The sequence below is a fragment of the Klebsiella sp. JN_Kp126 genome (genome assembly GCF_033843325.1).
Classification (GTDB): Bacteria; Pseudomonadota; Gammaproteobacteria; order Enterobacterales; family Enterobacteriaceae; genus Klebsiella; species Klebsiella michiganensis.
Map to the genome: position 1 here is coordinate 110,812 of NZ_JAWXQV010000041.1, position 23,815 is coordinate 134,626.

At 55.0% G+C, this 23,815-nt stretch carries 21 protein-coding genes; 12 read left to right on the forward strand and 9 right to left on the reverse strand.

Annotated elements, in window-relative coordinates; translation table 11 throughout:
* Nucleotides 1–7: 7 nt before the first annotated feature.
* Nucleotides 8–1,606 carry a DUF3300 domain-containing protein gene (locus SIK97_RS02490; protein WP_057173062.1) on the reverse strand — a complete coding sequence of 533 codons (1,599 nt, stop codon included), beginning with the start codon at nt 1,604–1,606 and terminating at the stop codon, nt 8–10.
* Between the two features lie 355 nt (nt 1,607–1,961).
* Between SIK97_RS02490 and acnB the strand changes: the two genes are divergently transcribed.
* From acnB to SIK97_RS02520, 6 genes are all read left to right on the forward strand, one after another.
* Nucleotides 1,962–4,559, forward strand: coding sequence for a bifunctional aconitate hydratase 2/2-methylisocitrate dehydratase (gene acnB, locus SIK97_RS02495; RefSeq protein WP_025106504.1), 2,598 nt, complete (start codon nt 1,962–1,964; stop codon nt 4,557–4,559).
* 175 nt (nt 4,560–4,734) lie between these two features.
* Complete coding sequence (gene yacL / locus SIK97_RS02500; RefSeq protein WP_004098646.1) at nt 4,735–5,097, forward strand: protein YacL; 363 nt, start codon at nt 4,735–4,737, stop codon at nt 5,095–5,097.
* A 181-nt stretch (nt 5,098–5,278) separates the two neighbouring features.
* A complete protein-coding gene (locus tag SIK97_RS02505) occupies nt 5,279–6,232 on the forward strand; it encodes a 2-keto-3-deoxygluconate permease 1 (RefSeq protein WP_025106505.1) in 954 nt (317 codons plus the stop codon).
* On the forward strand, nt 6,229–7,500 hold the full coding sequence (gene dtnK / locus SIK97_RS02510; protein ID WP_046877793.1) for a D-threonate kinase: 1,272 nt from the start codon (nt 6,229–6,231) through the stop codon (nt 7,498–7,500). Before SIK97_RS02505 ends, dtnK begins: the two co-directional genes overlap by 4 nt.
* Nucleotides 7,490–8,473 (forward strand): D-threonate 4-phosphate dehydrogenase, encoded by a 984-nt coding sequence (locus SIK97_RS02515; RefSeq protein ID WP_014227943.1) that lies wholly within the window; start codon nt 7,490–7,492, stop codon nt 8,471–8,473. The genes dtnK and SIK97_RS02515 overlap by 11 nt, the downstream gene beginning before the upstream one ends.
* A gap of 9 nt (nt 8,474–8,482) precedes the next feature.
* Nucleotides 8,483–9,253, forward strand: coding sequence for a DeoR/GlpR family DNA-binding transcription regulator (locus SIK97_RS02520; protein ID WP_032748007.1), 771 nt, complete (start codon nt 8,483–8,485; stop codon nt 9,251–9,253).
* Between the two features lie 23 nt (nt 9,254–9,276).
* Here the strand turns inward: SIK97_RS02520 and speD are convergent, their stop codons facing one another.
* The 5 genes from speD to SIK97_RS02545 all read right to left on the reverse strand — a co-directional run bounded on the left by speD (nt 9,277) and on the right by SIK97_RS02545 (nt 13,986).
* Nucleotides 9,277–10,071 (reverse strand): adenosylmethionine decarboxylase, encoded by a 795-nt coding sequence (speD, locus tag SIK97_RS02525; protein WP_004098656.1) that lies wholly within the window; start codon nt 10,069–10,071, stop codon nt 9,277–9,279.
* Between the two features lie 14 nt (nt 10,072–10,085).
* The gene (speE, locus tag SIK97_RS02530; RefSeq protein ID WP_004098658.1) at nt 10,086–10,949 is read right to left on the reverse strand and encodes a polyamine aminopropyltransferase; all 864 of its coding nucleotides are present in this window, start codon (nt 10,947–10,949) and stop codon (nt 10,086–10,088) included.
* A 165-nt stretch (nt 10,950–11,114) separates the two neighbouring features.
* Nucleotides 11,115–12,878 carry an FKBP-type peptidyl-prolyl cis-trans isomerase N-terminal domain-containing protein gene (locus SIK97_RS02535; protein ID WP_057173061.1) on the reverse strand — a complete coding sequence of 588 codons (1,764 nt, stop codon included), beginning with the start codon at nt 12,876–12,878 and terminating at the stop codon, nt 11,115–11,117.
* Nucleotides 12,875–13,294, reverse strand: coding sequence for a hypothetical protein (locus tag SIK97_RS02540; RefSeq protein WP_057173060.1), 420 nt, complete (start codon nt 13,292–13,294; stop codon nt 12,875–12,877). The genes SIK97_RS02535 and SIK97_RS02540 overlap by 4 nt, the downstream gene beginning before the upstream one ends.
* Nucleotides 13,295–13,638: 344 nt before the next feature.
* Nucleotides 13,639–13,986, reverse strand: coding sequence for a YacC family pilotin-like protein (locus tag SIK97_RS02545; protein WP_014227947.1), 348 nt, complete (start codon nt 13,984–13,986; stop codon nt 13,639–13,641).
* A gap of 146 nt (nt 13,987–14,132) precedes the next feature.
* Here SIK97_RS02545 and cueO point away from each other — a divergent pair, with 146 nt between their 5' ends.
* A complete protein-coding gene (gene cueO, locus SIK97_RS02550; protein WP_057173059.1) occupies nt 14,133–15,734 on the forward strand; it encodes a multicopper oxidase CueO in 1,602 nt (533 codons plus the stop codon).
* 100 nt (nt 15,735–15,834) lie between these two features.
* Here cueO and SIK97_RS02555 read toward each other — a convergent pair whose 3' ends face one another.
* Nucleotides 15,835–18,225: a glucose/quinate/shikimate family membrane-bound PQQ-dependent dehydrogenase gene (locus SIK97_RS02555; protein ID WP_057173058.1), complete on the reverse strand. Its 2,391-nt coding sequence runs from the start codon at nt 18,223–18,225 to the stop codon at nt 15,835–15,837.
* Nucleotides 18,226–18,428: 203 nt separating this feature from the next.
* Between SIK97_RS02555 and hpt the strand changes: the two genes are divergently transcribed.
* Entirely contained in the window at nt 18,429–18,965 is a 537-nt protein-coding gene (gene hpt / locus SIK97_RS02560; RefSeq protein WP_014227950.1) for a hypoxanthine phosphoribosyltransferase, read from the forward strand.
* Between the two features lie 51 nt (nt 18,966–19,016).
* Here the strand turns inward: hpt and can are convergent, their stop codons facing one another.
* Nucleotides 19,017–19,679, reverse strand: coding sequence for a carbonate dehydratase (gene can / locus SIK97_RS02565; protein WP_004098666.1), 663 nt, complete (start codon nt 19,677–19,679; stop codon nt 19,017–19,019).
* Between the two features lie 107 nt (nt 19,680–19,786).
* Here can and SIK97_RS02570 point away from each other — a divergent pair, with 107 nt between their 5' ends.
* From SIK97_RS02570 to SIK97_RS02585, 4 genes are all read left to right on the forward strand, one after another.
* On the forward strand, nt 19,787–20,713 hold the full coding sequence (locus SIK97_RS02570; RefSeq protein ID WP_004098667.1) for an ABC transporter ATP-binding protein: 927 nt from the start codon (nt 19,787–19,789) through the stop codon (nt 20,711–20,713).
* The gene (locus tag SIK97_RS02575) at nt 20,710–21,480 is read left to right on the forward strand and encodes an ABC transporter permease (protein ID WP_004098668.1); all 771 of its coding nucleotides are present in this window, start codon (nt 20,710–20,712) and stop codon (nt 21,478–21,480) included. Before SIK97_RS02570 ends, SIK97_RS02575 begins: the two co-directional genes overlap by 4 nt.
* Before the next feature lie 121 nt (nt 21,481–21,601).
* Nucleotides 21,602–22,042 carry a PTS sugar transporter subunit IIA gene (locus SIK97_RS02580; RefSeq protein ID WP_032748011.1) on the forward strand — a complete coding sequence of 147 codons (441 nt, stop codon included), beginning with the start codon at nt 21,602–21,604 and terminating at the stop codon, nt 22,040–22,042.
* Nucleotides 22,043–22,099: 57 nt separating this feature from the next.
* Complete coding sequence (locus tag SIK97_RS02585; protein ID WP_025106512.1) at nt 22,100–23,353, forward strand: polysaccharide deacetylase family protein; 1,254 nt, start codon at nt 22,100–22,102, stop codon at nt 23,351–23,353.
* 1 nt (nt 23,354) lies between these two features.
* Here the strand turns inward: SIK97_RS02585 and panD are convergent, their stop codons facing one another.
* Nucleotides 23,355–23,735: an aspartate 1-decarboxylase gene (panD, locus tag SIK97_RS02590; protein ID WP_004098675.1), complete on the reverse strand. Its 381-nt coding sequence runs from the start codon at nt 23,733–23,735 to the stop codon at nt 23,355–23,357.
* Nucleotides 23,736–23,815 lie beyond the last annotated feature (80 nt).

Genomic DNA, 23,815 nt, shown 5'->3' on the forward strand with positions numbered 1-23,815 from the left:
ATTATCCTCAGCGGCGGCGCAGTTCACGGTGTTCGGAAAGATGTTCTCTGGCCGCGCTGCGCTGCTCGCTGCTTAAACCCGAGATATGGCGGCTCTGCAGGCCGCGCTCCTGCTGAGACTGCCAGGAGGGAGAGCGGATATCGTTACCGCTCAGGGCGTTGGCGTGCAGATTATTCAGCTTCTGCTGACGTTGTTCGGGCGTTGCGGCCCGGAACTGTTCACGGCGCTGTTGCTGCTGCGCCGTCGGATGCTGAATTTGCGTTTTGACCGCTTCCCGATGCTGCTGTTGTACGGCGCTATTTTTTACCGCCGGCGTGGCGTCATAGCCGCGATAGTTATTGCGCTGGGTCACCTGATGGAGCTGCTGCGACGCGGCCTGGCGCTGGGCATCGCGGGAAGGCGCGTGATTAAGCGCGTTATCCGCAGGCCCGGTACGCTGCTGTAGCTGCGTCATGGCCGCCTGACGCTGCGCGTTGCGATCGGCGGGCTGATGTTGGGTCGCGCTAAGCCCGCCGGGAACATTGGTCTGATGGTAATGCTGCGCAATCGTATTGTTCGGATAGGGAATATTGCCGCGGTAGGCCGGATTATGCTGCCAGCTGGCGTGGTTTCCCGGCAGGTTCTGCCCGGTAATATGGTTGAAATTATTGACGTTGATGTTGATGTTATCGCCGTTGTGCGCGTAGCCGCCGTGATGATCATCATCGTGATGGTGATCGTCATCGTCATGGTGGTGATGATCGTCATCATCCCAGTCGATGCTGCTGAACAGAGCGTAGGTTGTGGCGACGCCGAGGCTATAGCCAAACCCCTTGACGAAGCTGTCGGTAAACTGCTCCCCCGGAGGCGGCGGCAGGTAGACCGGCGGATAGGCGGTGTCAGGCCAGGCGCCGTAAACAACTGAAGGGTTATAGGCCGGCACGTACACCACATTTGGATTGGTTGATTCGATTTTAATCACCTGCGCCGGGGCGGAGGATGTCATGGCGCTGCTGCTGCGGGAAGCGGTGGCCGTGGACGTTGCCGGAGCCGGTGCCGGTGCCGCGGAGCGGGTGGCGGTGATGACTTTCTGCTGCGGCGTGGATTTTAACGTTCCGGTCTGCTGGGCGATGGCGCGTAAGCGCTGCACCGAATCCATGACGTCCTGCGGCTGGGCGAGAAATGCATTACCCAGGTTTTCCACCCACGGCGCATTTTCTCCCATTAACGCGAGCAGGGAAGGGAAGGCGACCAGCGATTTTACGCTGGGATCCCAGGGCTGATTTGCCACCGCTTGCACCGCCGCATCGCCCTTCATTGTGGGGTTATCCTGCGACCACTCTACCGCCTGGACAACGTTACTCGGGTAGGTCGAAGCCATCAGCACCTGCGACAGCAGATTGTCCGGATAGAGCGCGATTGGCGCGACCCACTGGTCTATCTGCGCGGGTGTATAGGTCGTGGTCACCGGCTGGGCGGCGGCGGTTGCCTGCGCCGTTTGCGCAACGGCGGGGGGCTCGGGAACCGTTTGCGGCTCCCGGCTTTTGACGTAGAGCGTACCCGCGGCGGCTAATAGCCCGGCGCTACAGAGCAGCGCGAGCAGATGGGGTTTGAAAGGCAGTGTCATGAGAACTCCCGGCACAATAATTGGCCCGTTTTGACAGAGTATTGTCGAAAAGCGGGGGATTGCCTGAGTATAGAGAGCGCGTATTTGCGTTTTTGATTTTAGTTGGGATTTCGCTCAATTATGTGTAACAGAATTAATTTTATATACCGCTAAATTGACAGAAAACCTGCATTATTCTGCCCTTAACGATTCAGCTAATTTTTAATGTTGCTTTTTTGTAAACAGATTAACACCCCGCCAAAATCCTGCTATGCTGCCGACGCGGTATCGGGCATTTACCCTACAAACTGCTGTCTCACAGGAGCGTGAAGAGAATCGCCTACCGCATTTTACAATGAGAGCGAGGAGAACCGTCGTGCTAGAAGAATACCGTAAGCACGTAGCTGAGCGTGCCGCCGAGGGGATTGTACCGAAACCCTTAGATGCAACCCAAATGGCCGCGCTGGTAGAACTGCTGAAAAACCCGCCAGCGGGTGAAGAAGAATTCTTGTTAGACCTGTTAATTAACCGCGTACCGCCGGGCGTCGACGAAGCCGCCTATGTTAAAGCCGGATTCCTTGCCGCGATCGCCAAAGGCGAAGCGACTTCTCCACTGGTTACCCGTGAAAAAGCTGTCGAACTGCTGGGCACCATGCAGGGCGGTTACAACATCCATCCCCTGATTGACGCGCTGGACGACGCAAAACTGGCGCCGATCGCCGCGAAAGCGCTGTCCCACACCCTGCTGATGTTCGACAACTTCTACGATGTAGAAGAGAAAGCCAAGGCGGGCAATGCCTACGCCAAACAGGTTATGCAATCCTGGGCCGACGCTGAGTGGTTCCTGAGCCGTCCTCAACTGGCTGACAAAATCACCGTGACCGTTTTTAAAGTCACCGGCGAAACCAACACCGATGACCTGTCTCCGGCCCCTGACGCCTGGTCCCGCCCGGACATTCCGCTGCACGCGCTGGCAATGCTGAAAAACGCCCGCGAAGGCATCGACCCGGATCAGCCCGGCGCCGTTGGCCCGATTAAACAAATTGAAGCACTGCAGCAAAAAGGTTTCCCGCTGGCGTACGTCGGCGATGTCGTGGGTACCGGCTCATCGCGTAAATCCGCCACCAACTCGGTGCTGTGGTTTATGGGCGACGATATTCCGAACGTGCCGAACAAGCGCGGCGGCGGTCTGGTTCTCGGCGGCAAAATTGCGCCTATCTTCTTTAATACCATGGAAGATGCCGGCGCGCTGCCGATTGAAGTGGACGTAAACAACCTGAACATGGGCGACGTGATCGACGTTTATCCGTTCAAAGGTGAAGTCCGTAACCACGAAACCGGCGAACTGCTGGCGACCTTCGAGCTGAAAACCGACGTGCTGATCGACGAAGTGCGCGCCGGCGGCCGTATCCCGCTAATCATCGGCCGTGGCCTGACCACCAAAGCGCGTGAAGCGCTGGGCCTGCCGCACAGCGATGTGTTCCGTCAGGCGAAAGACGTGGCGGAAAGCAGCCGCGGATACTCTCTGGCGCAGAAAATGGTGGGTCGCGCCTGCGGCGTGGCCGGGGTTCGTCCGGGCGCTTACTGCGAACCGAAGATGACCTCCGTAGGCTCTCAGGACACCACCGGCCCGATGACCCGTGATGAGCTGAAAGACCTGGCGTGCCTGGGCTTCTCTTCCGACCTCGTGATGCAGTCCTTCTGCCATACCGCCGCCTATCCGAAGCCGGTGGACGTCACCACGCACCACACGCTGCCGGACTTCATCATGAACCGCGGCGGCGTATCGCTGCGTCCGGGCGATGGCGTTATCCACTCCTGGCTGAACCGTATGCTGCTGCCTGATACCGTGGGTACCGGTGGTGATTCGCATACCCGTTTCCCGATCGGTATCTCCTTCCCGGCAGGCTCAGGCCTGGTGGCGTTTGCCGCCGCAACTGGCGTCATGCCGCTGGATATGCCGGAATCGGTACTGGTACGTTTTAAAGGCAAAATGCAGCCGGGCATCACCCTGCGCGATCTGGTACACGCCATCCCGCTGTATGCGATCAAACAGGGTCTGCTGACCGTGGAGAAGAAAGGTAAGAAAAACATCTTCTCCGGCCGCATTCTGGAAATTGAAGGTCTGCCGGATCTGAAAGTTGAGCAGGCGTTTGAGCTGACCGATGCCTCCGCCGAGCGTTCCGCTGCGGGCTGTACCATTAAGCTGAACAAAGAGCCGATCGTTGAGTATCTGACCTCCAACATCGTCCTGCTGAAGTGGATGATCGCCGAAGGTTACGGCGATCGTCGTACGCTGGAGCGTCGCGTTCAGGGCATGGAAAAATGGCTGGCGGATCCGCAGCTGCTGGAAGGCGACGCGGATGCGGAATATGCGGCGGTGATCGATATCGATCTGGCCGATATCAAAGAGCCCATCCTCTGCGCGCCGAACGATCCGGACGATGCGCGTTTGCTGTCCGACGTGCAGGGCGAGAAGATCGATGAAGTGTTTATCGGTTCCTGCATGACCAACATCGGCCACTTCCGCGCGGCCGGTAAGCTGCTGGACAACCACAAAGGCCAGCTGCCGACTCGTCTGTGGGTGGCGCCGCCAACCCGTATGGACGCCGCGCAGCTGACTGAAGAGGGCTACTACAGCGTGTTTGGTAAGAGCGGTGCGCGTATTGAAATCCCTGGCTGTTCCCTGTGTATGGGTAACCAGGCGCGCGTTGCCGACGGTGCGACGGTGGTCTCTACCTCAACCCGTAACTTCCCGAACCGTTTAGGTACCGGCGCTAACGTCTTCCTGGCCTCTGCGGAGCTGGCGGCCGTGGCCGCGCTTATCGGTAAACTGCCGACGCCGGAAGAGTATCAGACCTATGTTGCTCAGGTGGATAAAACCGCAGCGGATACCTATCGTTATCTGAACTTCGACCAGCTCGGTCAGTACACCGAGAAGGCCGACGGGGTTATTTTCCAGACCGCGGTGTAATGCGCTAACTCAGCGCTGTACATAATCCCGCCAATGCCCGGTGAACTTTGCATCACCGGGCATTTTTATTTCCCGTCCCTCCGTCTACCACGCTTTTTTTCTCTTCCACTGCTGCGATAATGACTGTATGGGTACAGTGCAGCGGTGACGCACTGCCCTTGCAGAGGAAAAGACTATGGATTACGAATTTCTGCGCGATATTACCGGAGTGGTAAAGGTGCGAATGTCGATGGATCATGAGGCGATCGGCCACTGGTTCAACGAAGAGGTTAAAGATAACCTTGCCCTGCTGGACGAAGTCGAGCAGGCCGCGCGCACCGTTAAAGGCAGTGAACGTTCCTGGCAACGCGTCGGCCATGAATACACACTATGGCTGGACGGCGAAGAAGTGATGATCCGCGCTAACCAACTGGATTTTTCCGGCGATGAGATAGAAGAGGGGATGAGCTACTATGACGAAGAAAGCCTCTCGCTATGCGGCGTGGAAGACTTTCTTCAGGTCGTCAACGCCTATCGAAAATTTGTAGGTCAATCCTGAGCAATGTTAATCATTTCCACGGCCGGACAGTTATGTCCGGCTTTTTTTTGGCCTTAACGGCCTGTTTTGATTTTTATTAATCATTTTAAAACTGTGATCTGGCGCGTTTGTGAAGTTTATTTGATTGAATATAATCTTTATGATTTTATTTAATCACAGCATAACAACAGGCGGGAAGACCATGAACATCAAAAAGGCTATAGAACGTGTACCTGGCGGCATGATGGTTGTGCCACTGGTGATCGGCGCCATTATCAATACCTTTGCCCCGCAAGCGCTTGAGATCGGCGGGTTCACCACCGCGCTGTTTAAAAACGGCGCAGCGCCGCTGATTGGCGCCTTCCTGCTCTGTATGGGGGCGGGAATTAGCGTCAAGGCAGCGCCACAGGCGCTGTTGCAGGGCGGTACCATTACGCTGACCAAACTCCTGATCGCCATTGCGATTGGCCTCGGCGTGGAACAGCTCTTTGGCGCTGAAGGGATCTTCGGCTTAAGCGGCGTGGCGATCATCGCCGCGATGAGTAACTCGAATGGCGGGCTTTACGCCGCGCTGGTTGGCGAGTTTGGTAACGAGCGTGATGTGGGAGCGATCTCCATCCTGTCACTGAATGACGGGCCATTCTTTACGATGATCGCGCTGGGCGCTGCGGGGATGGCCAACATTCCCATTATGGCGCTGGTCGCCGTGCTGGTGCCGCTGGTGGTGGGAATGATCCTGGGTAACCTCGATCCCAACATGCGCGACTTCCTGACCAAAGGCGGCCCGCTGTTGATCCCATTCTTCGCTTTTGCGCTGGGCGCAGGGATCAACCTTGAAATGCTGCTACAGGGCGGTCTGGCGGGCATTCTGCTCGGCGTGCTGACGACCTTCATCGGCGGTTTCTTTAACATTCGTGCCGACCGTCTGGTGGGCGGAACCGGGATTGCCGGCGCGGCGGCGTCCAGTACCGCCGGAAACGCCGTGGCGACGCCGCTGGCGATTGCCCAGGCCGATCCCTCTCTGGCAGAGGTTGCCGCCGCGGCCGCGCCGCTGATTGCCGCATCGGTGATCACCACCGCGATTCTGACGCCGGTCCTCACCTCATGGGTGGCTAAGAAGCAAGCGCGTCAGGTTGCAGAGGAGAAAAAAGCATGAAAATGATCGTTATCGCCGACGACTTTACGGGTTCTAACGATACCGGCGTGCAGCTGGCAAAGAAGGGGGCGCGCACGGAAGTGATGCTAACGCCGGATCAAAAACCTTCGCGTCGCGCTGATGTGCTGGTGATCAACACCGAAAGCCGCGCGATGCCTGCAGCTGAGGCCGGGAAAGCGGTAGCGCAGGCGTTAGCGCCGTGGTGCGATGGTGATGCGCGTCCGCTGGTTTACAAGAAAATCGACTCTACTTTCCGCGGCAACGTGGGGGCTGAAGTGACGGCGGCAATGCGTGCTGCAAACCGGAAGCTGGCCGTAATTGCGGCGGCTATCCCCGCAGCCGGGCGCACCACCCGCGACGGATTATGCCTGGTCAACGGTACGCCACTGCTGGAAACCGAATTCGCCAGCGATCCGAAAACGCCCATTATCTCCTCGCGAATTGCGACGTTGATCGCCCTGCAAAGCGATATCCCGGTTCATGAAGTGTCGCTCGAAGACGTTCGTCGGGGGCAATTGAGCGCCCTGTTGACGGCTTTTTCCGCCGAGGGTGAGTGCATGGTGGTGGTGGATGCCGTGGAAGATCGCGATCTGTTGCTGATTGCCCAGGCTATTTGTGAACAAAAGGAGATGCCGCTGTTGGTGGGCGCTGCCGGGCTGGCGAACGCGCTACCGGTCAGCACCTTCATGCAGGAAAAGCAGGAACTACCGGTACTGGTGGTGGCCGGATCGATGAGCGAGGCCACGCGGCGGCAGGTTGAAAAAGCGCTCTGCCAGGCGCGCGCCAGCGTCGTGGATATTGATGCCTCGCGGCTGGCCTCGGCGCAGTGCGAGCAGGAAATGGCCGCGGCGGTTGAACAGGCCTGTGCGCTGCTCAGTCGCCAGCAGCACACCATTTTACGTACCAGCCGGAGTGCGGACGATCGGCAGATGATCGACGGCCTGTGCGCTCAGGCTGGCCTGAGCCGCCAGCAGCTCGGTGAGATGCTTAGCGAACGCCTCGGGATGATTACGCTGCGCATTATCGAACAGGCTCGTATTGGCGGGCTGTTCCTGACCGGAGGAGATATCGCCACCGCGGTCGCCGCCGCGCTCGGGGCGGAAGGCTATCGCATTCAGAGTGAGGTGGCGCCCTGTATTCCCTGCGGGACGTTCGTTAACAGTGAAATCGACGATCTGCCGGTTATCACTAAAGCCGGCGGATTCGGTTCAGACAGCACCCTTTGTGATGCGCTTTATTTTATTGAGGAGATGTACAGTGGTAACTAAAACAATTGCGATTACGATGGGCGACCCGGCGGGCATCGGTCCGGAAATTATTGTCAAAGCGCTTTGTGAAGACGAGCTCAACGGCGCGCCGCTGGTGGTGGTCGGGTGTCTGAAAACCCTGAAACGTCTGCAGGACAAAGGGCTGGCGGAAGGCGTTACCTTTCGCGCGATCGCCGAGGTCGCGGAGGCGCGATTTGCTCCTGGCGTGATTCATGTCATCGACGAGCCGCTGGCCCAGCCGGACGCGCTGGAGCCGGGTAAAGTGCAGGCCCAGGCGGGCGATCTGGCCTACCGCTGCGTGAAGCGGGCGACGGCGCTGGCGATGAAAGGCGACGTACACGCCATCGCGACCGCACCGCTGAATAAAGAAGCGCTTCATCTGGCCGGGCACAATTATCCTGGTCATACCGAGCTGCTGGCGACGCTGACTGAAAGCCGCGATTACGCCATGGTGCTCTACACCGACAAGCTGAAGGTCATTCATGTCTCGACCCACATTGCGTTGCGTAAGTTCCTCGATACGCTTAATGGCCAGCGCGTGGAGACGGTCATCGGCATCGCGGATCGCTTCCTGAAACGCGTCGGATTCACCCAGCCGCGCATTGCCGTTGCCGGGGTCAATCCCCATGCGGGCGAAAACGGTCTGTTTGGCGATGAAGAAATACGCATTGTGTCGCCGGCCATTGAAAACATGAAAGCGAAGGGAATCGATGTTTACGGGCCCTGCCCGCCGGACACCGTGTTTCTACAGGCATACGAGGGGCAATATGACATGGTGGTGGCGATGTACCACGATCAGGGACATATTCCGCTCAAACTGCTTGGCTTCTACGATGGGGTGAATATCACCGCGGGTCTGCCGTTCATCCGCACCTCTGCCGATCACGGCACCGCGTTTGATATAGCCTGGACGGGAAAAGCAAAATCTGAGAGCATGGCCGTATCGATTAAACTGGCAATGCAACTGGCGTAATTTCCTGTTATGAAAGGACAACACCGTCTGGATAAGATTGTGGCGTATTTGAAAAATCATACGCTGGTGACCGTGGAACAGCTGGTGGATGCGGTAGAAGCATCGCCTGCAACGATACGACGCGATCTGATCAAACTGGATGAGCAGGGCGTGATCAGCCGCAGCCACGGCGGTGTTGCCCTGCGGCGCTTTGAGCCTTCTCAGCCTACCACCAATGAAAAGCAGCTACGATCGCCTGCGGAAAAGCGGGCGATTGCGCGTTTTGCCGCCTCGATGGTGCAGGCGGGCGACGCGGTGGTACTGGATGCCGGCACCACCATGCTGGAGCTGGCAAAATGCCTGACCCATCTTCCGCTCAGGGTGATCACAGTCGATCTGCATATCGCTCTGTTTTTATCCGAGTTCCGCCAGATAGAAGTGACCATCGTCGGTGGCCGCATTGATGACAGCAGTCAGTCCTGTATCGGCGAGTTTGGTCGTAAGATGTTACGTAGCGTCTATCCCGATATCGCTTTTATGAGCTGTAACAGCTGGAGCGTGGAAAAGGGCGTGACGACGCCGACGGAAGAAAAGGCGGGACTGAAGCAGGAGATCATTGCCAACGCCCAGCGTAAGATCTTACTGGCCGACAGCAGCAAATATGGCGCCCACTCGCTGTTCAACGTCGCTCCGCTGAGCCGCTTCACTGACATTATTACCGATGGGGGGTTGCCTCTTCCCGTTCAGGCTGAGCTGAAAGCGCAGTCCGTTGCCCTTACGCTGGTACAGCCTGAACGTTAAGGATACCGCCAGCCGATACGGTGTTACACGCTCGGGATATTGCGTCCGTAGTAGATTTCGCGCATCTCTTTCCAGAGCAGGTCGGTAATCACCTTACGCTCCTCTTCGCTCAAATCTTCCGGCTTCGTGTGGAACATATAGTGCTTAAGGTCGAACTCCTTAAGTAACATCTTGGTATGGAAAATATTTTCCTGATAAACGTTCACGTCCACCATGTCATACAAAGACTTAATATCCTCGGACATGAAGTTCTGAATGGAGTTAATTTCATGATCGATGAAGTGCTTCATGCCGTTCACATCGCGGGTAAAACCGCGAACGCGATAATCAATCGTGACGATATCGGATTCTAGCTGGTGAATCAGATAGTTCAGGGCCTTCAGCGGTGAAATGACCCCGCAGGTTGAGACTTCAATATCGGCGCGGAAGGTGCACAGTCCGCCTTCAGGATGGCTTTCCGGATAGGTGTGAACGCAGATATGGCTTTTATCGAGATGCGCCACCACGGTTTCCGGTAGCGGACCCGGGTGTTCTGTCTGATCGATAAGCTGCGGATCGACAGGCTCTTCGCTGACCAGGATCGTCACGCTGGCGCCCTGCGGTTCATAATCCTGGCGGGCAATGTTAAGAATATTGGCGCCGATAATCGAACAGGTCTCTGACAAAATTTCCGTCAGGCGGTTGGCGTTGTAGAGTTCGTCAATATAGGCGATGTAGCCATCGCGCTCCTCTGCCGTTTTTGCGTAGCAGATATCGTAAATGCAAAAACTCAGGCTTTTGGTCAGATTGTTAAAGCCGTGCAGCTTCAATTTTTTCAATTTAGATCACCTCCTTACTTAACGGTGGATAGCGCATCCAGTAAATACTGCGGTAAAGCAAATGCCGCCGCGTGAATGGCCGGATTGTAATAACGGCACTTCAGGTTCGACTTGTGAAAACGGGCCTGGATGATTTCACTGGAAAGATGGCGCAGCGCTTCGTTGTCCGTGGCCCATGCGAAGGTCATGATGCCGCCGTAGTAGGTGGGAATCGCCGCCTGATAGAAGCTTACGTCGCTAAAGTAATGGCTGAGCTTGCGATGGCTATCGACGGCCTCATCCTGTTGCAGGAAGCTGACGCCGTTCTGAGCGACGAAGATCCCGCCTGGGTTGAGGCAGCGCTTGCAGCCTTCATAGAAGGCGGAAGTAAACAGGCTCTCGCCGGGACCGATAGGATCGGTGCAGTCGGAGATAATGACATCAAACGTTTGCGCCGTCTGGTTAACAAAATTGACGCCATCGTCAATCACCAGGGTAAAGCGCGGGTCGTCGTACGCACCCGCGTTATGGTTGGGGAGGTACTGGCGACAGAATGAAACCACGCCAGCGTCAATTTCTACCATGGTGATGGTTTCGACGCTGCGGTGACGGGAGACTTCGCGCAGCATGGCGCCATCGCCGCCGCCGATAATTAACACATGTTTCGCCTGGCCGTGGGCCATCAGAGGAACATGAGTCATCATTTCATGGTAGATAAACTCATCACGTTCGGTGGTTTGTACCACGCCGTCCAGCGCCATCACGCGGCCAAAGGCTGCGTTTTCGAAAATAATTAAATCCTGATGATCGGTTTTCTCATGATACAGAACGTTATCAACGCTGAAATACTGACCAAAATGGTCGTGCAGCGTTTCATGCCACAGATTGCTATCGGCCACGGGCAGATCCTCCTTTGTTAACACCTGTTACACCCATTAAAAATGAGCGCAACATCATAGCCAACTATAGAAGATGATGCACGGTGGATATTTCAGCAAATGAAGCGTGGGGCATTACCCGTTCACAAAGAGGGGAAAGCGCCTCCCCCATGGGAGGCGCCAGGATCAGGGTTTTTTAGCCTGTGGTTCTGCCGCAGTGGCGTCAACGATTCTGACGGTATATACCATGGTCGCTCCCGGCGGGATTTTAGGCGGCTTGCCTTCGCTGCCGTAGGCGAGATTGGGAGGGATCACGACCGTTATCGCTCCGTGGTTTCCCAGCCGCTTGAGTGGCCCAAGGAAGATGGGAGGATAAGATTTCAGAGGCTGGGACCAGACTTTCCCCTCCGCTTCCATATCGTTAATGACGGTTCCATCGGTAAGCGTTTCCTTGATGGTGACGGTAACGATATCGCTGTCGAGAATCTTGCCCTTGCCGGCATAATCTATGCGACTGTAAATGCCGTCTTTCAATACCACCCCTTTTTGCTTCGCGAAGTTTTGTTGATATTTCTTTCCTTCGCTAAGGGTTTGCTGTTCGAGCTTCTTTAGGTTCTGAAAGACTTTTTTAGACACATCGAATAAGGCTTTATTGCGCGCTTTCTCATCAAGGGCGATATCCCCTGAAAAAGAATCCATAATCCCCTGTAAAACGGTATCTTTACTGGTTTTTACGCCCTGAGATGCCCGGGTAGATAAGAGCTGCAGCACCTCCTCGCCCATCGATACACCGATAGCGTAAGCCTGTCGCAGAGGCTCTTTTGCAAAGTCGATAGCCAGCGGCTTTTTCGCCTCGGCGTCAGCAAGCCTGGCCTTTAGCCGGGTAATTTCATCGGCGCTGGCCTGCTGTAGGGCGTTGTCCTGACCGGCCTGCTGACGGCCAGCATCCGCCTGAAGGGACGTCTGCGGCGTACTGATGATAACGGCGTCCAGTTTAGCCGTGAGCGCCTGTTTTTCTACTGCCGCGGCCGCCAGTTTTGTCGTTAAATCTGTTTTTTCCGCTTCACCGGCGGCGAGCTTCGCTATCGCTGCTTTCTGCTCGGTTTGAGACGCATCCAGTTTCGTTTGCAGCGCCCGCTGTGCGGCGTCAGCCGCGGCGAGTTTTGTTAGCATTTCCTGCTGAGCTGCCTCTGCAGCAGCGAGCCTTGTTGCGAGAGCTTGCCTCTCTTTCGCCTCTGTCGTGAACTTACCGGTGAGCGCTTGTTTCTCCGCTGCGGCCGCCGCCAGCTTTGAGAGCGTATCTTGCTTTTCTGTTTCCAGCGCCGCGAGCTTCTGCTGCAGGGATTGCTTTTCGGCGGTTGCCTCAGCCAGCTGAAGCTCAACTTTTTGTTTCGCGGATTCTACTAATGCCACTCTTTTTTCCTGCTGCAGCGTTTTATTTTCTGTGGCATTACGCTGGCCCTCGATCTGTTTTATTTCAGCCGCGGCGGATAGCGCGTTATCTATTAATTGTTGTTTTTCGGCTACGGCAGTCGCTAACTTTTTCTCAAGCAGCTGAATTTTATCTTTCAGCGCTTTTTGGTTGTCTGCTTCGGCGTTCACCGTGGCCGGCTTCGCATCAAGCTGCTGCCGAAGTTGGCGGATGAGTTTATCTTTTTGAGCAATGATTGCAGCCTGACGGGAAACTTCATGGGTATTCAGGACGGTTTTTTTATTCGTTGTTTTTGTATTATTGCTTTTCTCCTCAACGGGCTTTACCGGCTCGCTGATTTTTTGCGCCTGATGCTCTTTAGCATAATTTAAAAATGCCGGGCCTGAGGCATCGCTATTTGAGCTCGCCGTGACGCTGATAAGGGCGTCTTTTTCCGCATAGGCATCCGGCGATAGCGCCAGCACAAAAACTGCTGCCAGCGATACCGGATTGAAGTTTTTGGCTATTTTCCCGTTCATGACTGAACATTTTCACCACGTTTAACAAGGCTATCGATCAGTTCCTTTTCAATATCAGCGCACAGCTTGATTGATTTGAACTGGTACATCGAATCGATCCCCTGTTTTGTCGGTTCTGCCACTTTACTGCGCACAGAATTATATTGTGATGCCGCGCTAAGCAGGGCAGTGAACTCATTGCCGAGTTTGTCCGCCTGTTTGGGGTTCACTTCTTTCAGCGACTCCAGCGCTTTACGGCAAGTGTCTAAACGCGCTTGCTCATCGGCGATTCTCTGCTGTTCGGTTTGCTGTTGGCTTAATGTCGACTCAGATAAGGGTTTCACTAATCCGGCGGATTGCCTGGGTTGTATTGAATTACAACCCGCTAATAAAATGAGGGCCAGAGGGGCTATGCTTGTAAATAAGGATCTGTTCAAGGTTTCATTCCATTGATAAAAAGAGGTGTTATCGGGCGATAATAGTGTGCGAAAAAGAAGAATGCAATAATAGAGTTTATGATTTTTGATGGCGTACTTTTAATATTAGTTATACCCGTCATATTTCACGCTGCTTATGCGTTGGCTACGCTCGCTTACCCCTTGCCGCCTTCAAGTAACTCTAATTATTTAGGGTATATATTAATATGTTGAATGCTTAATGAATTATCATTGAATTCTATGAATTGAGATATAAATTAAGTGCTGTTGTTAATTGAATTGCTATTATTACGCGGCGCCATAGCCGTATTCGCACGGCTACCGTATTATGAAATGAAGGGGGGTTATTTCACGTAAGCGAGCAGGCTAAGCGAATCGCGGGCCAGCGCTTTGCATTTTTTAGTGGTGGGAATCTGGATTCCGCTAAGGTCCCGGTAGCTATCTTCGCCGAGCGCTTTCATATTGAAGCTGTCGTAATTGCTTAAATCCCATTGATTCTGCTGAGCAAAAAAGACCAGGGCACGGCGAATCTGCGTGTTAGGCAGATTTTGATAACCGCAGTCGTTCTTCAGGAAGACGAATACTGCCGTTAAATCAGCCATATCTTCCGCTTCGGACTCGCTTAATGCATAGCTATTGGCGGAGAGAGTCAGCAGGCTGCCAAGCACTATTGTTCTGAAAAGCGTCTTCATTTTTTCTACCATTGAATCACGGACAAACAAAGTTAGCACACTTCATTACAGTGCGCCGAGCTTTATTCTTACTCTTCTGCTTGACCTTCCTGTTGGGGGAGGGTTTAAGCTCAATTATTCACCAGCAGAATAAAAAGGATGTGAAAATGCAACGTCGTGAGTTTCTTAAACTAACCGCTGCGGTCAGCGTGGCCAGCGCATTGCCGCTATGGAGCCGCTCGGTTTTTGCCGCCAGCCGCCCATCTTTGCCTGTACCCGAACTGCTTACCGCCGACGCGCGTAATCGCATCTCGTTAATCATTCAGGCTGGAAAAACGCAGTTCGGCCCCCATCTGGCGACCACCTGGGGCTATAACGGCAATCTGCTGGGCCCGGCCCTACAGCTTAAGCAGGGTGAGGAGGCGACCATCGATATTCATAACCGTCTGGCGGAGGAGACCACCGTGCACTGGCGCGGTCTGGAGGTTCCCGGCGCCGTGGACGGCGGTCCCCAGGGCGTGATTGCCGCCGGAGGCTCCCGCACGGTGACCTTTACCCCAACGCAGCGGGCGGCGACCTGCTGGTTCCATCCCCATCAGCATGGTAAAACCGGCAGACAGGTCGCGATGGGGCTGGCAGGGCTGGTGCTGATTTCTGATGCAGAAAGCGAAAAGCTGCTCCTGCCAAAGCAGTGGGGAATTGATGATGTCCCGGTGATTGTGCAGGATAAAAAATTCACCTCAGCGGGAGAGATTGATTATCAGCTCGATATTATGAGCGCAGCCGTGGGCTGGTTTGGCGATACGCTGCTCACTAACGGCGCGCTGTACCCGGAGCACGCTGCGCCTCGCGGCTGGCTACGTTTACGTCTGCTGAACGGCTGTAATGCGCGTTCTTTGAATTTCGCCACCAGCGATAAGCGGCCCATGTACGTCGTGGCAAGCGATGGTGGTCTCCTGGCTGAGCCGGTGAAAGTTAACGCGCTGCCGGTGCTGATGGGCGAGCGTTTCGAAGTGCTGGTGGATACCACTGACGGGAAGCCCTTCGATTTAATTACGCTCCCGGTCAACCAGATGGGGATGGCGATCGCTCCGTTTGATCGGCCGCAGCCAGTGTTACGCGTGCAGCCGCTGACTATCCAGGCTTCCGGTAAGCTGCCGGATGTGCTGGCCGCTATGCCAGCGCTGCCCTCGCTTCAGGGCCTGACTCAGCGTACTTTGCAGCTCTCGATGGATCCGATGCTCGATATGATGGGCATGCAGGCGCTGATGCAAAAATATGGCGACCAGGCCATGTCCGGCATGGACCATGGCATGATGATGAATCACGGAGAGATGGGGAATATGAACAATATGAACCACGGTGATATGGGAAGCATGAATCATGGCGGCACGGCGCAGATGAAGCACGGTAATAAGGAGTTTGATTTCCATAATGCGAATCGGATCAACGGTAAAGCCTTTGATATGAATGTTCCCCTGTTTGCGGCGGCGAAAGGGCAGTATGAGCGGTGGGTGATTTCTGGCAAAGGCGACATGATGCTGCATCCGTTCCATATTCACGGCACTCAGTTCCGTATTTTGTCCGAAAACGGTAAAGCGCCGGCACCCCACAGGAGCGGCTGGAAAGATACCGTCAGGGTTGAAGGCGATGTCAGTGAAGTACTGGTGAAATTTGATCACGATGCGCCGAAAGAACATGCCTATATGGCGCACTGCCATCTGCTGGAGCATGAAGATACGGGAATGATGCTGGGATTTACGGTGTAGAATTCGCTTCCCGTCTAAGGGCGGGGCGTGTGACTTGCTTCGATAGAAAAGAGAGAGATGTACCATAGAGAGAAGGCCCGGAAACCGGGCCTTCTGTTTTTTACTTCGCGTCGTCCGGTAAAGCATAAGCGACGATATAGTCGCCCATCTTCGTGCCAAACGAACCGTGACCGCCCGCAGAGATGACAACGTACTGCTTGCCATTCACTTCATAGGTCATCGGCGTCGCCTGGCCGCCCGCCGGCAGACGTGCCTGCCATAATTTTTCACCGTTGCTCATATTGTACGCGCGCAGGTAGTTATCCGCGGTCGCGCCGATAAACAGCACATTGCCGGCCGTCGAAATTGGACCGCCCAGCATCGGCATACCCATTGTGAACGGGAGCTTAATCGGCATCGGGAACGGCAGGCTATCCTGCGGCGTACCGATACGTTTTTTCCACACCACTTCGTTGGTTTTCAGATCCAGCGCGGAGATATAGCCCCAGGCTGGCTGTTTGCAGGGCAGACCAAACGGTGACAGGAACGGATTAAGCGTAACGCCGTAAGGGACACCGTACTGTGGCTGAATACCGGCTTCGGTACCGGAACCCTTGGCGTCTTTTGGCTGCTCCATCGGGTTACCTGGGCCGCGAGGGATCAGTTTTGAGACAAACGGCAGCGCCATTGGGTTAGCAATCGCCACCTGGCGGTTCGGATCGACGGAGATGCCGCCCCATTCGAACATCCCCAGGTTACCCGGGAATACCAGCGTGCCTTGTTCTGACGGCGGGGTGAAAATCCCTTCGTAGCGCAGCTGATGGAAGATAACGCGGCACACCAGCTGGTCGAACATGGTGGCGCCCCACATGTCCGCGCCGGTCAGGTCTTTCTTCGGACGGAAGCTCAGGTCGGAGAACGGCTGAGTTTTCGCGACGTAGTCACCTTTCGCCGCCCCTTGCGGAACCGGTTTTTCCGGCGCCGGGACAACCAGTTCACCGTTGCGGCGATCGAGGACAAAAATATTACCGGTTTTTGCCGGAGCGTAAATCACCGGCACGGTTTTACCGTTGACGTCGATATCCGCCAGCGTCGGCTGCGACGGCATATCCATATCCCACAGATCGTGGTGAACGGTCTGGTAGCTCCACGCCAGTTTACCGGTCGTGGCGTTCAGCGCCACGATGGAGCTGGCATAGCGCTCTTGTTCAGGCGTACGGTTGCCGCCCCAGATATCCGGGGTGGTTACGCCCATAGGCAGGTAGACCAGATCCAGCTTCGCGTCATAGGCCGCAGGCGCCCAGGAGTTTGGTGAATTCAGCGTGAAATGATGTTCATCATCAGGAATCGCGTTGGGATCTTTCGCGCCCGGGTCAAAGGCCCACAGCAGTTTACCGGTATTCACATCAAAGCCGCGGATAACGCCCGACGGCTCGCGGGTGGAGAAGTTATCGGTCACGGCGCCGGCAATGACGATAGTTTTGTCGGTAATAATCGGCGGTGATGTTGGTTCATACATACCCGGCGTAGTGACAGGCATGTTGGTTTGCAGATTGAGAATGCCTTTATTGGCAAAGGACTCGCACAGCTTACCGGTTTCGGCATTGATGGCGAACAGGCGACCATCGTTGACCGGAAGAATGATACGACGCGGGCAGTCGGCAACCACATCCGCCGGCGCGTTATCCGCTTTGGCTTCATGATATGAAACGCCGCGACAGGTCACGTGCTGGAAAGAGGGGTCAGCGTTGAGCTGCGGATCGAAATGCCACTTTTCTTTACCGGTGGCCGCGTCAAGCGCGAACAGGCGCTGATGAGCGGTACACAGATAAAGCGTGTCGCCCACTTTAATCGGCGTGACTTCATTGGTGATTTCACCCGGATCGTTAGGCTGCTTGAGATCGCCCGTACGGAAGACCCAGGCTTCTTTCAGGTTCTTCACGTTATCGGCGTTGATCTGCTTCAGCGGCGAGTAGCGCTGGCCTTCCTGATTGCGGCCATACGCCGACCAGTCGCCATCGGCTACGTCGGAAATGGGGGCCGCTGGCGTTGCATCAGCGCTCAGCGTACCGTTGACTTCCTGCGGGTCGTTGAAGCTGGCCCAGGTCAGGATACCGCCGCTAATCAGCAGGGCGACAACCAGCCCGGCAACGGCGCCAGAGGAGGGAATCGGCAGGCGGCGCCAGACAAACGGCAGGATAAGCCAGATGCCGAAGAAGACCAGAATGTCGCTACGCGGGGTCAGCGCCCAGAAGTCGAAACCAACTTCCCATACGCCCCAGATCATAGTGGCAAGCAGCAGCGCGGCGTACAGCCAAAGCGCAGAACGCTTGCCGCGGAACAGCATGACGGTGACGCCAAGCATGACCAGGCCTGCGACAGGGTAGTACCATGAGCCGCCAAGAGCGACCAGCCAGGCCCCGCCCGCTAAAAGATACAGGCCACAGAACGCTGCAAAAAGAGCCGTCAGCGTCACGAGTAGCCGTGATTGTTGAGATTTTGTTTCTGCCATAGAAGGACACTCGTTTGTTTGTTAATTTTTTAACTGCAATTAATTATAGGATTTAACAAGTGTGATCGGAATCACAAAATGGGCTTTATTAATCACTGCATCGCATATTTCTTTTTACTGGTATACTGCGTGGCTTGCCGGTCAACGTCGGTGCAATCGCAGCGGCTTTGATGATTTACATTAAGAATCAAATGGTTAGTTTTATGAAACATACTGTAGAAGTGATGATCCCGGAAACTGAGATCAAAGCCCGTATCGCTGAGCTCGGTCGTCAAATTAATGAACATTACAAAGATAGCGGCAGCGAAATGGTGCTGGTGGGGCTATTACGCGGTTCATTTATGTTTATGGCCGACCTGTGCCGTGAGGTTCAGGTACCCCATGAAGTGGATTTCATGACCGCCTCGAGCTACGGCAGCGGCATGTCCACCACCCGTGACGTCAAAATCCTCAAAGACCTGGATGAAGATATCCGCGGTAAAGATGTGCTGATCGTGGAAGACATCATCGACTCTGGCAATACGCTGTCAAAAGTGCGTGAAATCCTTAGCCTGCGTGAACCAAAATCGCTGGCGATTTGTACGCTGCTCGATAAGCCAAGCCGCCGCGAAGTGAAGGTGCCGGTTGAGTTTGTCGGTTTTGCGATCCCGGACGAGTTCGTGGTGGGGTACGGTATCGACTATGCTCAGCGCTATCGCCACCTGCCGTATATCGGCAAAGTGACGCTGCTGGACGAGTAACGCGGAGTGCCTATCCCGGCTTATCCGGGATAGTTAAGAGGGGCGCGTGAATTATCTGTGATTGACGTGCTTGCTTTTAAGGTTGGAAATGCCCTGGCGATAGCGCTGCTCCAGCGTTTCGCGGCTGACGGCGGTCACGTCCAGATCGCGTAACATGCCATCGTGAATGCCGTAGGCCCAGCCGTGAATTGTCACCTTCTGTCCACGCTTCCACGCCGACTGCATAATCGTTGAATGGCCAAGGTTGTAAACCTGCTCCATCACATTCAATTCACACAGCGTATCAAGGCGGCGCTCTTCGGGCATTTCCCCCAGCAGCGAGCTGTGCTTAAACCAGATATCGCGAATATGCAGCAGCCAGTTGTCGATAAGGCCAAGCTCGGTATTTTCAATCGCCGCCTGCACGCCGCCGCAGCCGTAGTGGCCGCAGATGATGATGTGTTCAACTTCCAGTACGTCGACCGCGTACTGCACGACGGAAAGACAGTTCAGATCGGTATGAATCACCAGGTTGGCGACGTTACGGTGTACAAACAGCTCGCCAGGTTCCAGGCCGGTCAAACGTTCAGCGGGGACGCGGCTATCTGAACATCCAATCCACAGAAAGCGCGGCTTCTGCGCCTGTGCCAGTTTCTCAAAGAAACCGGGGTCTTCCTCCACCAGCATTTTTGACCATAGTGCATTGTTGCTGATGAGTGTATCTATATCGTTCATGGATGTTTACGGGCCTGTAACCAAGTAAGTGCGTTGCGCTAATATAGGTTAACCTCACATTTTTTAAAACAACCCATCGCGTGTCACGACACGAGAAGAGACATTTAATGACCATTGCTCTGGAATTAAAACAGCTTAAAAAAACCTACCCCGGCGGGGTTCAGGCGCTGCGCGGAATCGATCTGCAGGTTGAGGCGGGCGATTTTTACGCGCTCCTGGGGCCAAACGGCGCGGGAAAATCCACCACTATCGGCATTATCAGTTCGCTGGTGAATAAAACCTCCGGCGAGGTCAACGTGTTTGGCTATGACCTGCAAAAGGATGTGGTGAACGCCAAGCGCCAGCTCGGCCTGGTGCCGCAGGAGTTCAACTTTAACCCGTTCGAAACCGTGCAGCAGATTGTGATTCACCAGGCGGGCTACTACGGCGTCGAGCGCAAAGAAGCGATCGCCCGTAGCGAAAAGTACCTTAAACAGCTCGATCTTTGGGAAAAACGCAACGAACGCGCGCGGATGCTCTCCGGCGGCATGAAGCGCCGCCTGATGATTGCCCGCGCGTTGATGCACGAGCCGAAGCTGCTGATTCTTGATGAGCCCACGGCGGGGGTGGATATCGAGCTGCGTCGTTCGATGTGGGGCTTCCTGAAAGATCTCAACGATAAAGGCACGACGATTATCCTCACTACCCACTATCTGGAAGAGGCCGAGATGCTGTGTCGCAATATTGGCATTATTCAGAACGGTGAGCTGGTGGAAAACACCTCGATGAAGTCGCTGCTTTCCAAACTGAAATCGGAAACCTTTATTCTCGATCTGGCACCTAAGAGTCCATTACCGGTACTGGAAGGCTATCAGTATCGTCTGGTTGATACGTCGACGCTGGAGGTTGAGGTGCTGCGTGAGCAGGGGATTAACAGCGTATTTACTCAGTTAAGCGCGCAGGGCGTACAGGTATTAAGTATGCGTAACAAAGCTAACCGTCTGGAAGAGCTGTTTGTCACGCTGGTCCATGACCGGAAAGGAGAATCAGCATGATGCAGCTTTATTGGGTCGCGCTGAAAAGCATCTGGACCAAAGAGATCCACCGCTTTATGCGTATCTGGATCCAGACGCTGGTGCCGCCGGTCATAACCATGACCCTCTACTTTGTTATTTTCGGCAATCTGATCGGCTCGCGCATCGGTGAAATGCACGGTTTCACCTATATGCAGTTTATCGTGCCGGGCCTGATTATGATGGCGGTGATCACCAACGCCTACGCCAACGTGGCGTCCTCCTTCTTCAGCGCGAAATTTCAGCGCAATATTGAAGAACTGCTGGTCGCGCCGGTTCCCACCCACGTGGTTATCGCCGGCTATGTGGGCGGCGGCGTTGCCCGCGGTCTGTGCGTCGGGATTCTGGTGACGGCGATTTCGCTGTTTTTCGTACCGTTCCAGGTTCACTCATGGATATTCGTCGCCCTGACCCTGGTGCTGACCGCCGTGCTATTTTCGCTGGCCGGTCTGCTGAATGCGGTGTTTGCCAAAACCTTTGACGATATCAGCCTTATTCCGACCTTCGTGCTGACGCCGCTGACCTATCTCGGCGGGGTTTTTTATTCGCTGACCCTGCTGCCGCCGTTCTGGCAAGGGCTGTCGCATCTGAACCCGATCGTCTACATGATCAGCGGTTTCCGCTACGGTTTCCTCGGCATTAACGATGTTCCGCTCGCCACCACCTTCGGCGTGCTGGTGGTGTTTATCGTCGCGTTTTATCTCTTGTGCTGGTATCTGATCCAGCGCGGACGCGGGCTTCGCAGCTAATTTAGTCAACCACGGCGCTTCGCTGCCCCGTTCAGCGAAGCGCCGGCAAACAATTTTGATTGTCATCACCGATATTCATCTCTTCCCTTGCTACATTGTTTGCCTGCTAAGGAGGTGGGCGATGTTAGGTTGGGTGATTACCTGTCATGACGAACTGGCGCAGGAGATGCTGGATCGTCTGGAGAAAAAGTTTGGGCCGCTGACGCAGTGTCGGGCGGTCAACTACTGGCGTAATCTCAGCAGCAATATGCTGAGCCGCATGTTGTGCGACGCGCTGCATGAGACGGACGGTGGAGACGGGGTCATTTTTCTGACCGATAATACCGGCGCGGCGCCTTATCGCGTGGCGGCGCTGCTGAGCCATAAGCACACCCACTGTGAAGTGATTTCCGGGATCGACTATCCATTACTGGAAAGCATGTATTTGCTGCGCCAGAACCTGAGCAGCGAAGCCTTCCGACACGCCATTGTCAGCGCCGGAGGCCCGGCGGTGAGCAGCCTCTGGCATCAGCAGCAAAAAAATCCACCTTTTCGACTACTGCATGAGCCGTACGGGAATTAAGCGTTGGTATTGATGAGGCTTTTGTTACAATGACGGCAGTTCTTGTCTACCGGCTCGATGCGCATGTTTGCCCGAATTCTTGCTTTACTCCTCCTGTTCACGGCGCTAAGCGCCTCTGCCAGCCTGTTAAGCCAGCAGGGTGTGCCGGCACGTTATATGCAAACGACCGAAGATGCGGATATCTGGGCGCAGGTTGGCAATCAGGTGGTGAGCGTCGGCAACGTGCGGGCAGGGCAAATTCTGGCGGTAGTACCGACGGCGGCGGATTACTATGAGTTTAATTTTGGCTTTGCGACCGGCTTTATCGATAAAGGCCACCTGGGGCCGGTACAGGGTAAGCAGCGGGTGGAGGATAGCCTTGGCGATCTGCATAAGCCTCTAAGCAACCAAAATCTCATTACCTGGAAAGATACGCCAATCTATGATGCCCCCGCCGTGGGCAGCGCGCCATTTGGCACCCTGGCGAATAATTTGCGTTATCCGATTATCAGCAAACTCAAAGATCGGCTTAATCAAACCTGGTTTCAGATTCGTATCGGCAACCGCCTGGCGTGGGTGAGCAGTCTGGATGCGCAAGAAGATAACGGCATCCCAGTACTGACTTATCACCATATCCTGCGTGATGAAGAAAATACCCGCTTTCGCCATACCTCAACGACGACTTCCGTGCGCGCCTTCAGCAATCAGATGACCTGGCTACGCGACCAGGGCTACACCACGCTCAGCATGTATCAACTGGAAGGCTATCTGCGTAATAAAGTGAATCTTCCGGCGCGTGCGGTGGCGATCACCTTTGACGATGGGCTGAAGTCGGTCAACCGCTATGCCTACCCGATTCTCAAACAGTATGGCTTTCACGCCACGGCGTTTATTATCTCGTCGCGCATCAAGCGCCATCCGCAGAAATGGGCGCCGAAATCGCTGCAGTTTATGAGTATTTCCGAGCTAAAACAGATCCAGGACGTCTTTGACGTGCAGTCGCATACCCACTTCCTGCATCGGGTTGATGCTGAACGTCATCCGATCCTCCTCAGCCGCAGCTATCACAATATTCTGTTTGATTTTGCGCATTCGCGGCGGGCGCTGGCGCAGTTTAACCCCCACGTACTGTATCTCTCTTATCCGTTTGGCGGCTATAACGCTAAGGCGGTCCAGGCCGCCAACGACGCCGGTTTTCATCTGGCGGTGACTACGGTGAGAGGGAAGGTAAAGCCGGGCGATAATCCGTTCTTGTTGAAAAGGCTGTATATATTAAGAACGGATTCGCTGGAGACAATGTCGCGGCTGATAAGCAACCAGCCGCAGGGGTAGATCAGGCAACCTGCACCGGAATAGCTTTGGCCTGGCGCTTCATTTCGTTTTCGCCTTCGAAATAGGCCACTTTCGGCTGCCAGGTGCGGGCTTCTTCGTCAGGCATGGTGACGAAGCTGGCGATAATCAGAATATCGCCGACGCTCGCACAGTGTGCCGCCGCGCCGTTCACGGAGATAATTCGCGAACCGCGCTCCGCGGCGATGGCGTAGGTGGAGAAACGATTACCGTTGGTCACATTCCAGATATGAATAGCCTCGTTTTCAAGGATGCCGGACGCATCCAGGAAATCCTGATCAATAGCGCAGGAGCCTTCATAGTGCAGGTCGGCCTGCGTGACTTTTACGCGGTGGAGTTTGCCCTGCAGCATATTACGAATCATAACGTCTACCTTTAAAGCTTAACGATAACAAAGCGGACGTGACGCCCGCCTTGAGGAAATTCCAGGCAGTATTGCCCGAT

Excerpts from the sequence above, each read along its gene's own strand:
- yacL (WP_004098646.1), top strand. The coding sequence starts at position 4,735 with ATGGATTACGAATTTCTGCGCGATATTACCGGAGTGGTAAAGGTGCGA.
- dtnK (WP_046877793.1), top strand. The coding sequence starts at position 6,229 with ATGAAAATGATCGTTATCGCCGACGACTTTACGGGTTCTAACGATACC.
- SIK97_RS02535 (WP_057173061.1), bottom strand. The coding sequence starts at position 12,878 with ATGAACGGGAAAATAGCCAAAAACTTCAATCCGGTATCGCTGGCAGCA.
- SIK97_RS02490 (WP_057173062.1), bottom strand. The coding sequence starts at position 1,606 with ATGACACTGCCTTTCAAACCCCATCTGCTCGCGCTGCTCTGTAGCGCC.
- SIK97_RS02585 (WP_025106512.1), top strand. The coding sequence starts at position 22,100 with ATGCGCATGTTTGCCCGAATTCTTGCTTTACTCCTCCTGTTCACGGCG.
- SIK97_RS02575 (WP_004098668.1), top strand. The coding sequence starts at position 20,710 with ATGATGCAGCTTTATTGGGTCGCGCTGAAAAGCATCTGGACCAAAGAG.
- SIK97_RS02505 (WP_025106505.1), top strand. The coding sequence starts at position 5,279 with ATGAACATCAAAAAGGCTATAGAACGTGTACCTGGCGGCATGATGGTT.
- SIK97_RS02520 (WP_032748007.1), top strand. The coding sequence starts at position 8,483 with ATGAAAGGACAACACCGTCTGGATAAGATTGTGGCGTATTTGAAAAAT.
- can (WP_004098666.1), bottom strand. The coding sequence starts at position 19,679 with ATGAACGATATAGATACACTCATCAGCAACAATGCACTATGGTCAAAA.
- panD (WP_004098675.1), bottom strand. The coding sequence starts at position 23,735 with ATGATTCGTAATATGCTGCAGGGCAAACTCCACCGCGTAAAAGTCACG.
- SIK97_RS02570 (WP_004098667.1), top strand. The coding sequence starts at position 19,787 with ATGACCATTGCTCTGGAATTAAAACAGCTTAAAAAAACCTACCCCGGC.
- SIK97_RS02580 (WP_032748011.1), top strand. The coding sequence starts at position 21,602 with ATGTTAGGTTGGGTGATTACCTGTCATGACGAACTGGCGCAGGAGATG.
- hpt (WP_014227950.1), top strand. The coding sequence starts at position 18,429 with ATGAAACATACTGTAGAAGTGATGATCCCGGAAACTGAGATCAAAGCC.
- cueO (WP_057173059.1), top strand. The coding sequence starts at position 14,133 with ATGCAACGTCGTGAGTTTCTTAAACTAACCGCTGCGGTCAGCGTGGCC.
- SIK97_RS02555 (WP_057173058.1), bottom strand. The coding sequence starts at position 18,225 with ATGGCAGAAACAAAATCTCAACAATCACGGCTACTCGTGACGCTGACG.
- SIK97_RS02545 (WP_014227947.1), bottom strand. The coding sequence starts at position 13,986 with ATGAAGACGCTTTTCAGAACAATAGTGCTTGGCAGCCTGCTGACTCTC.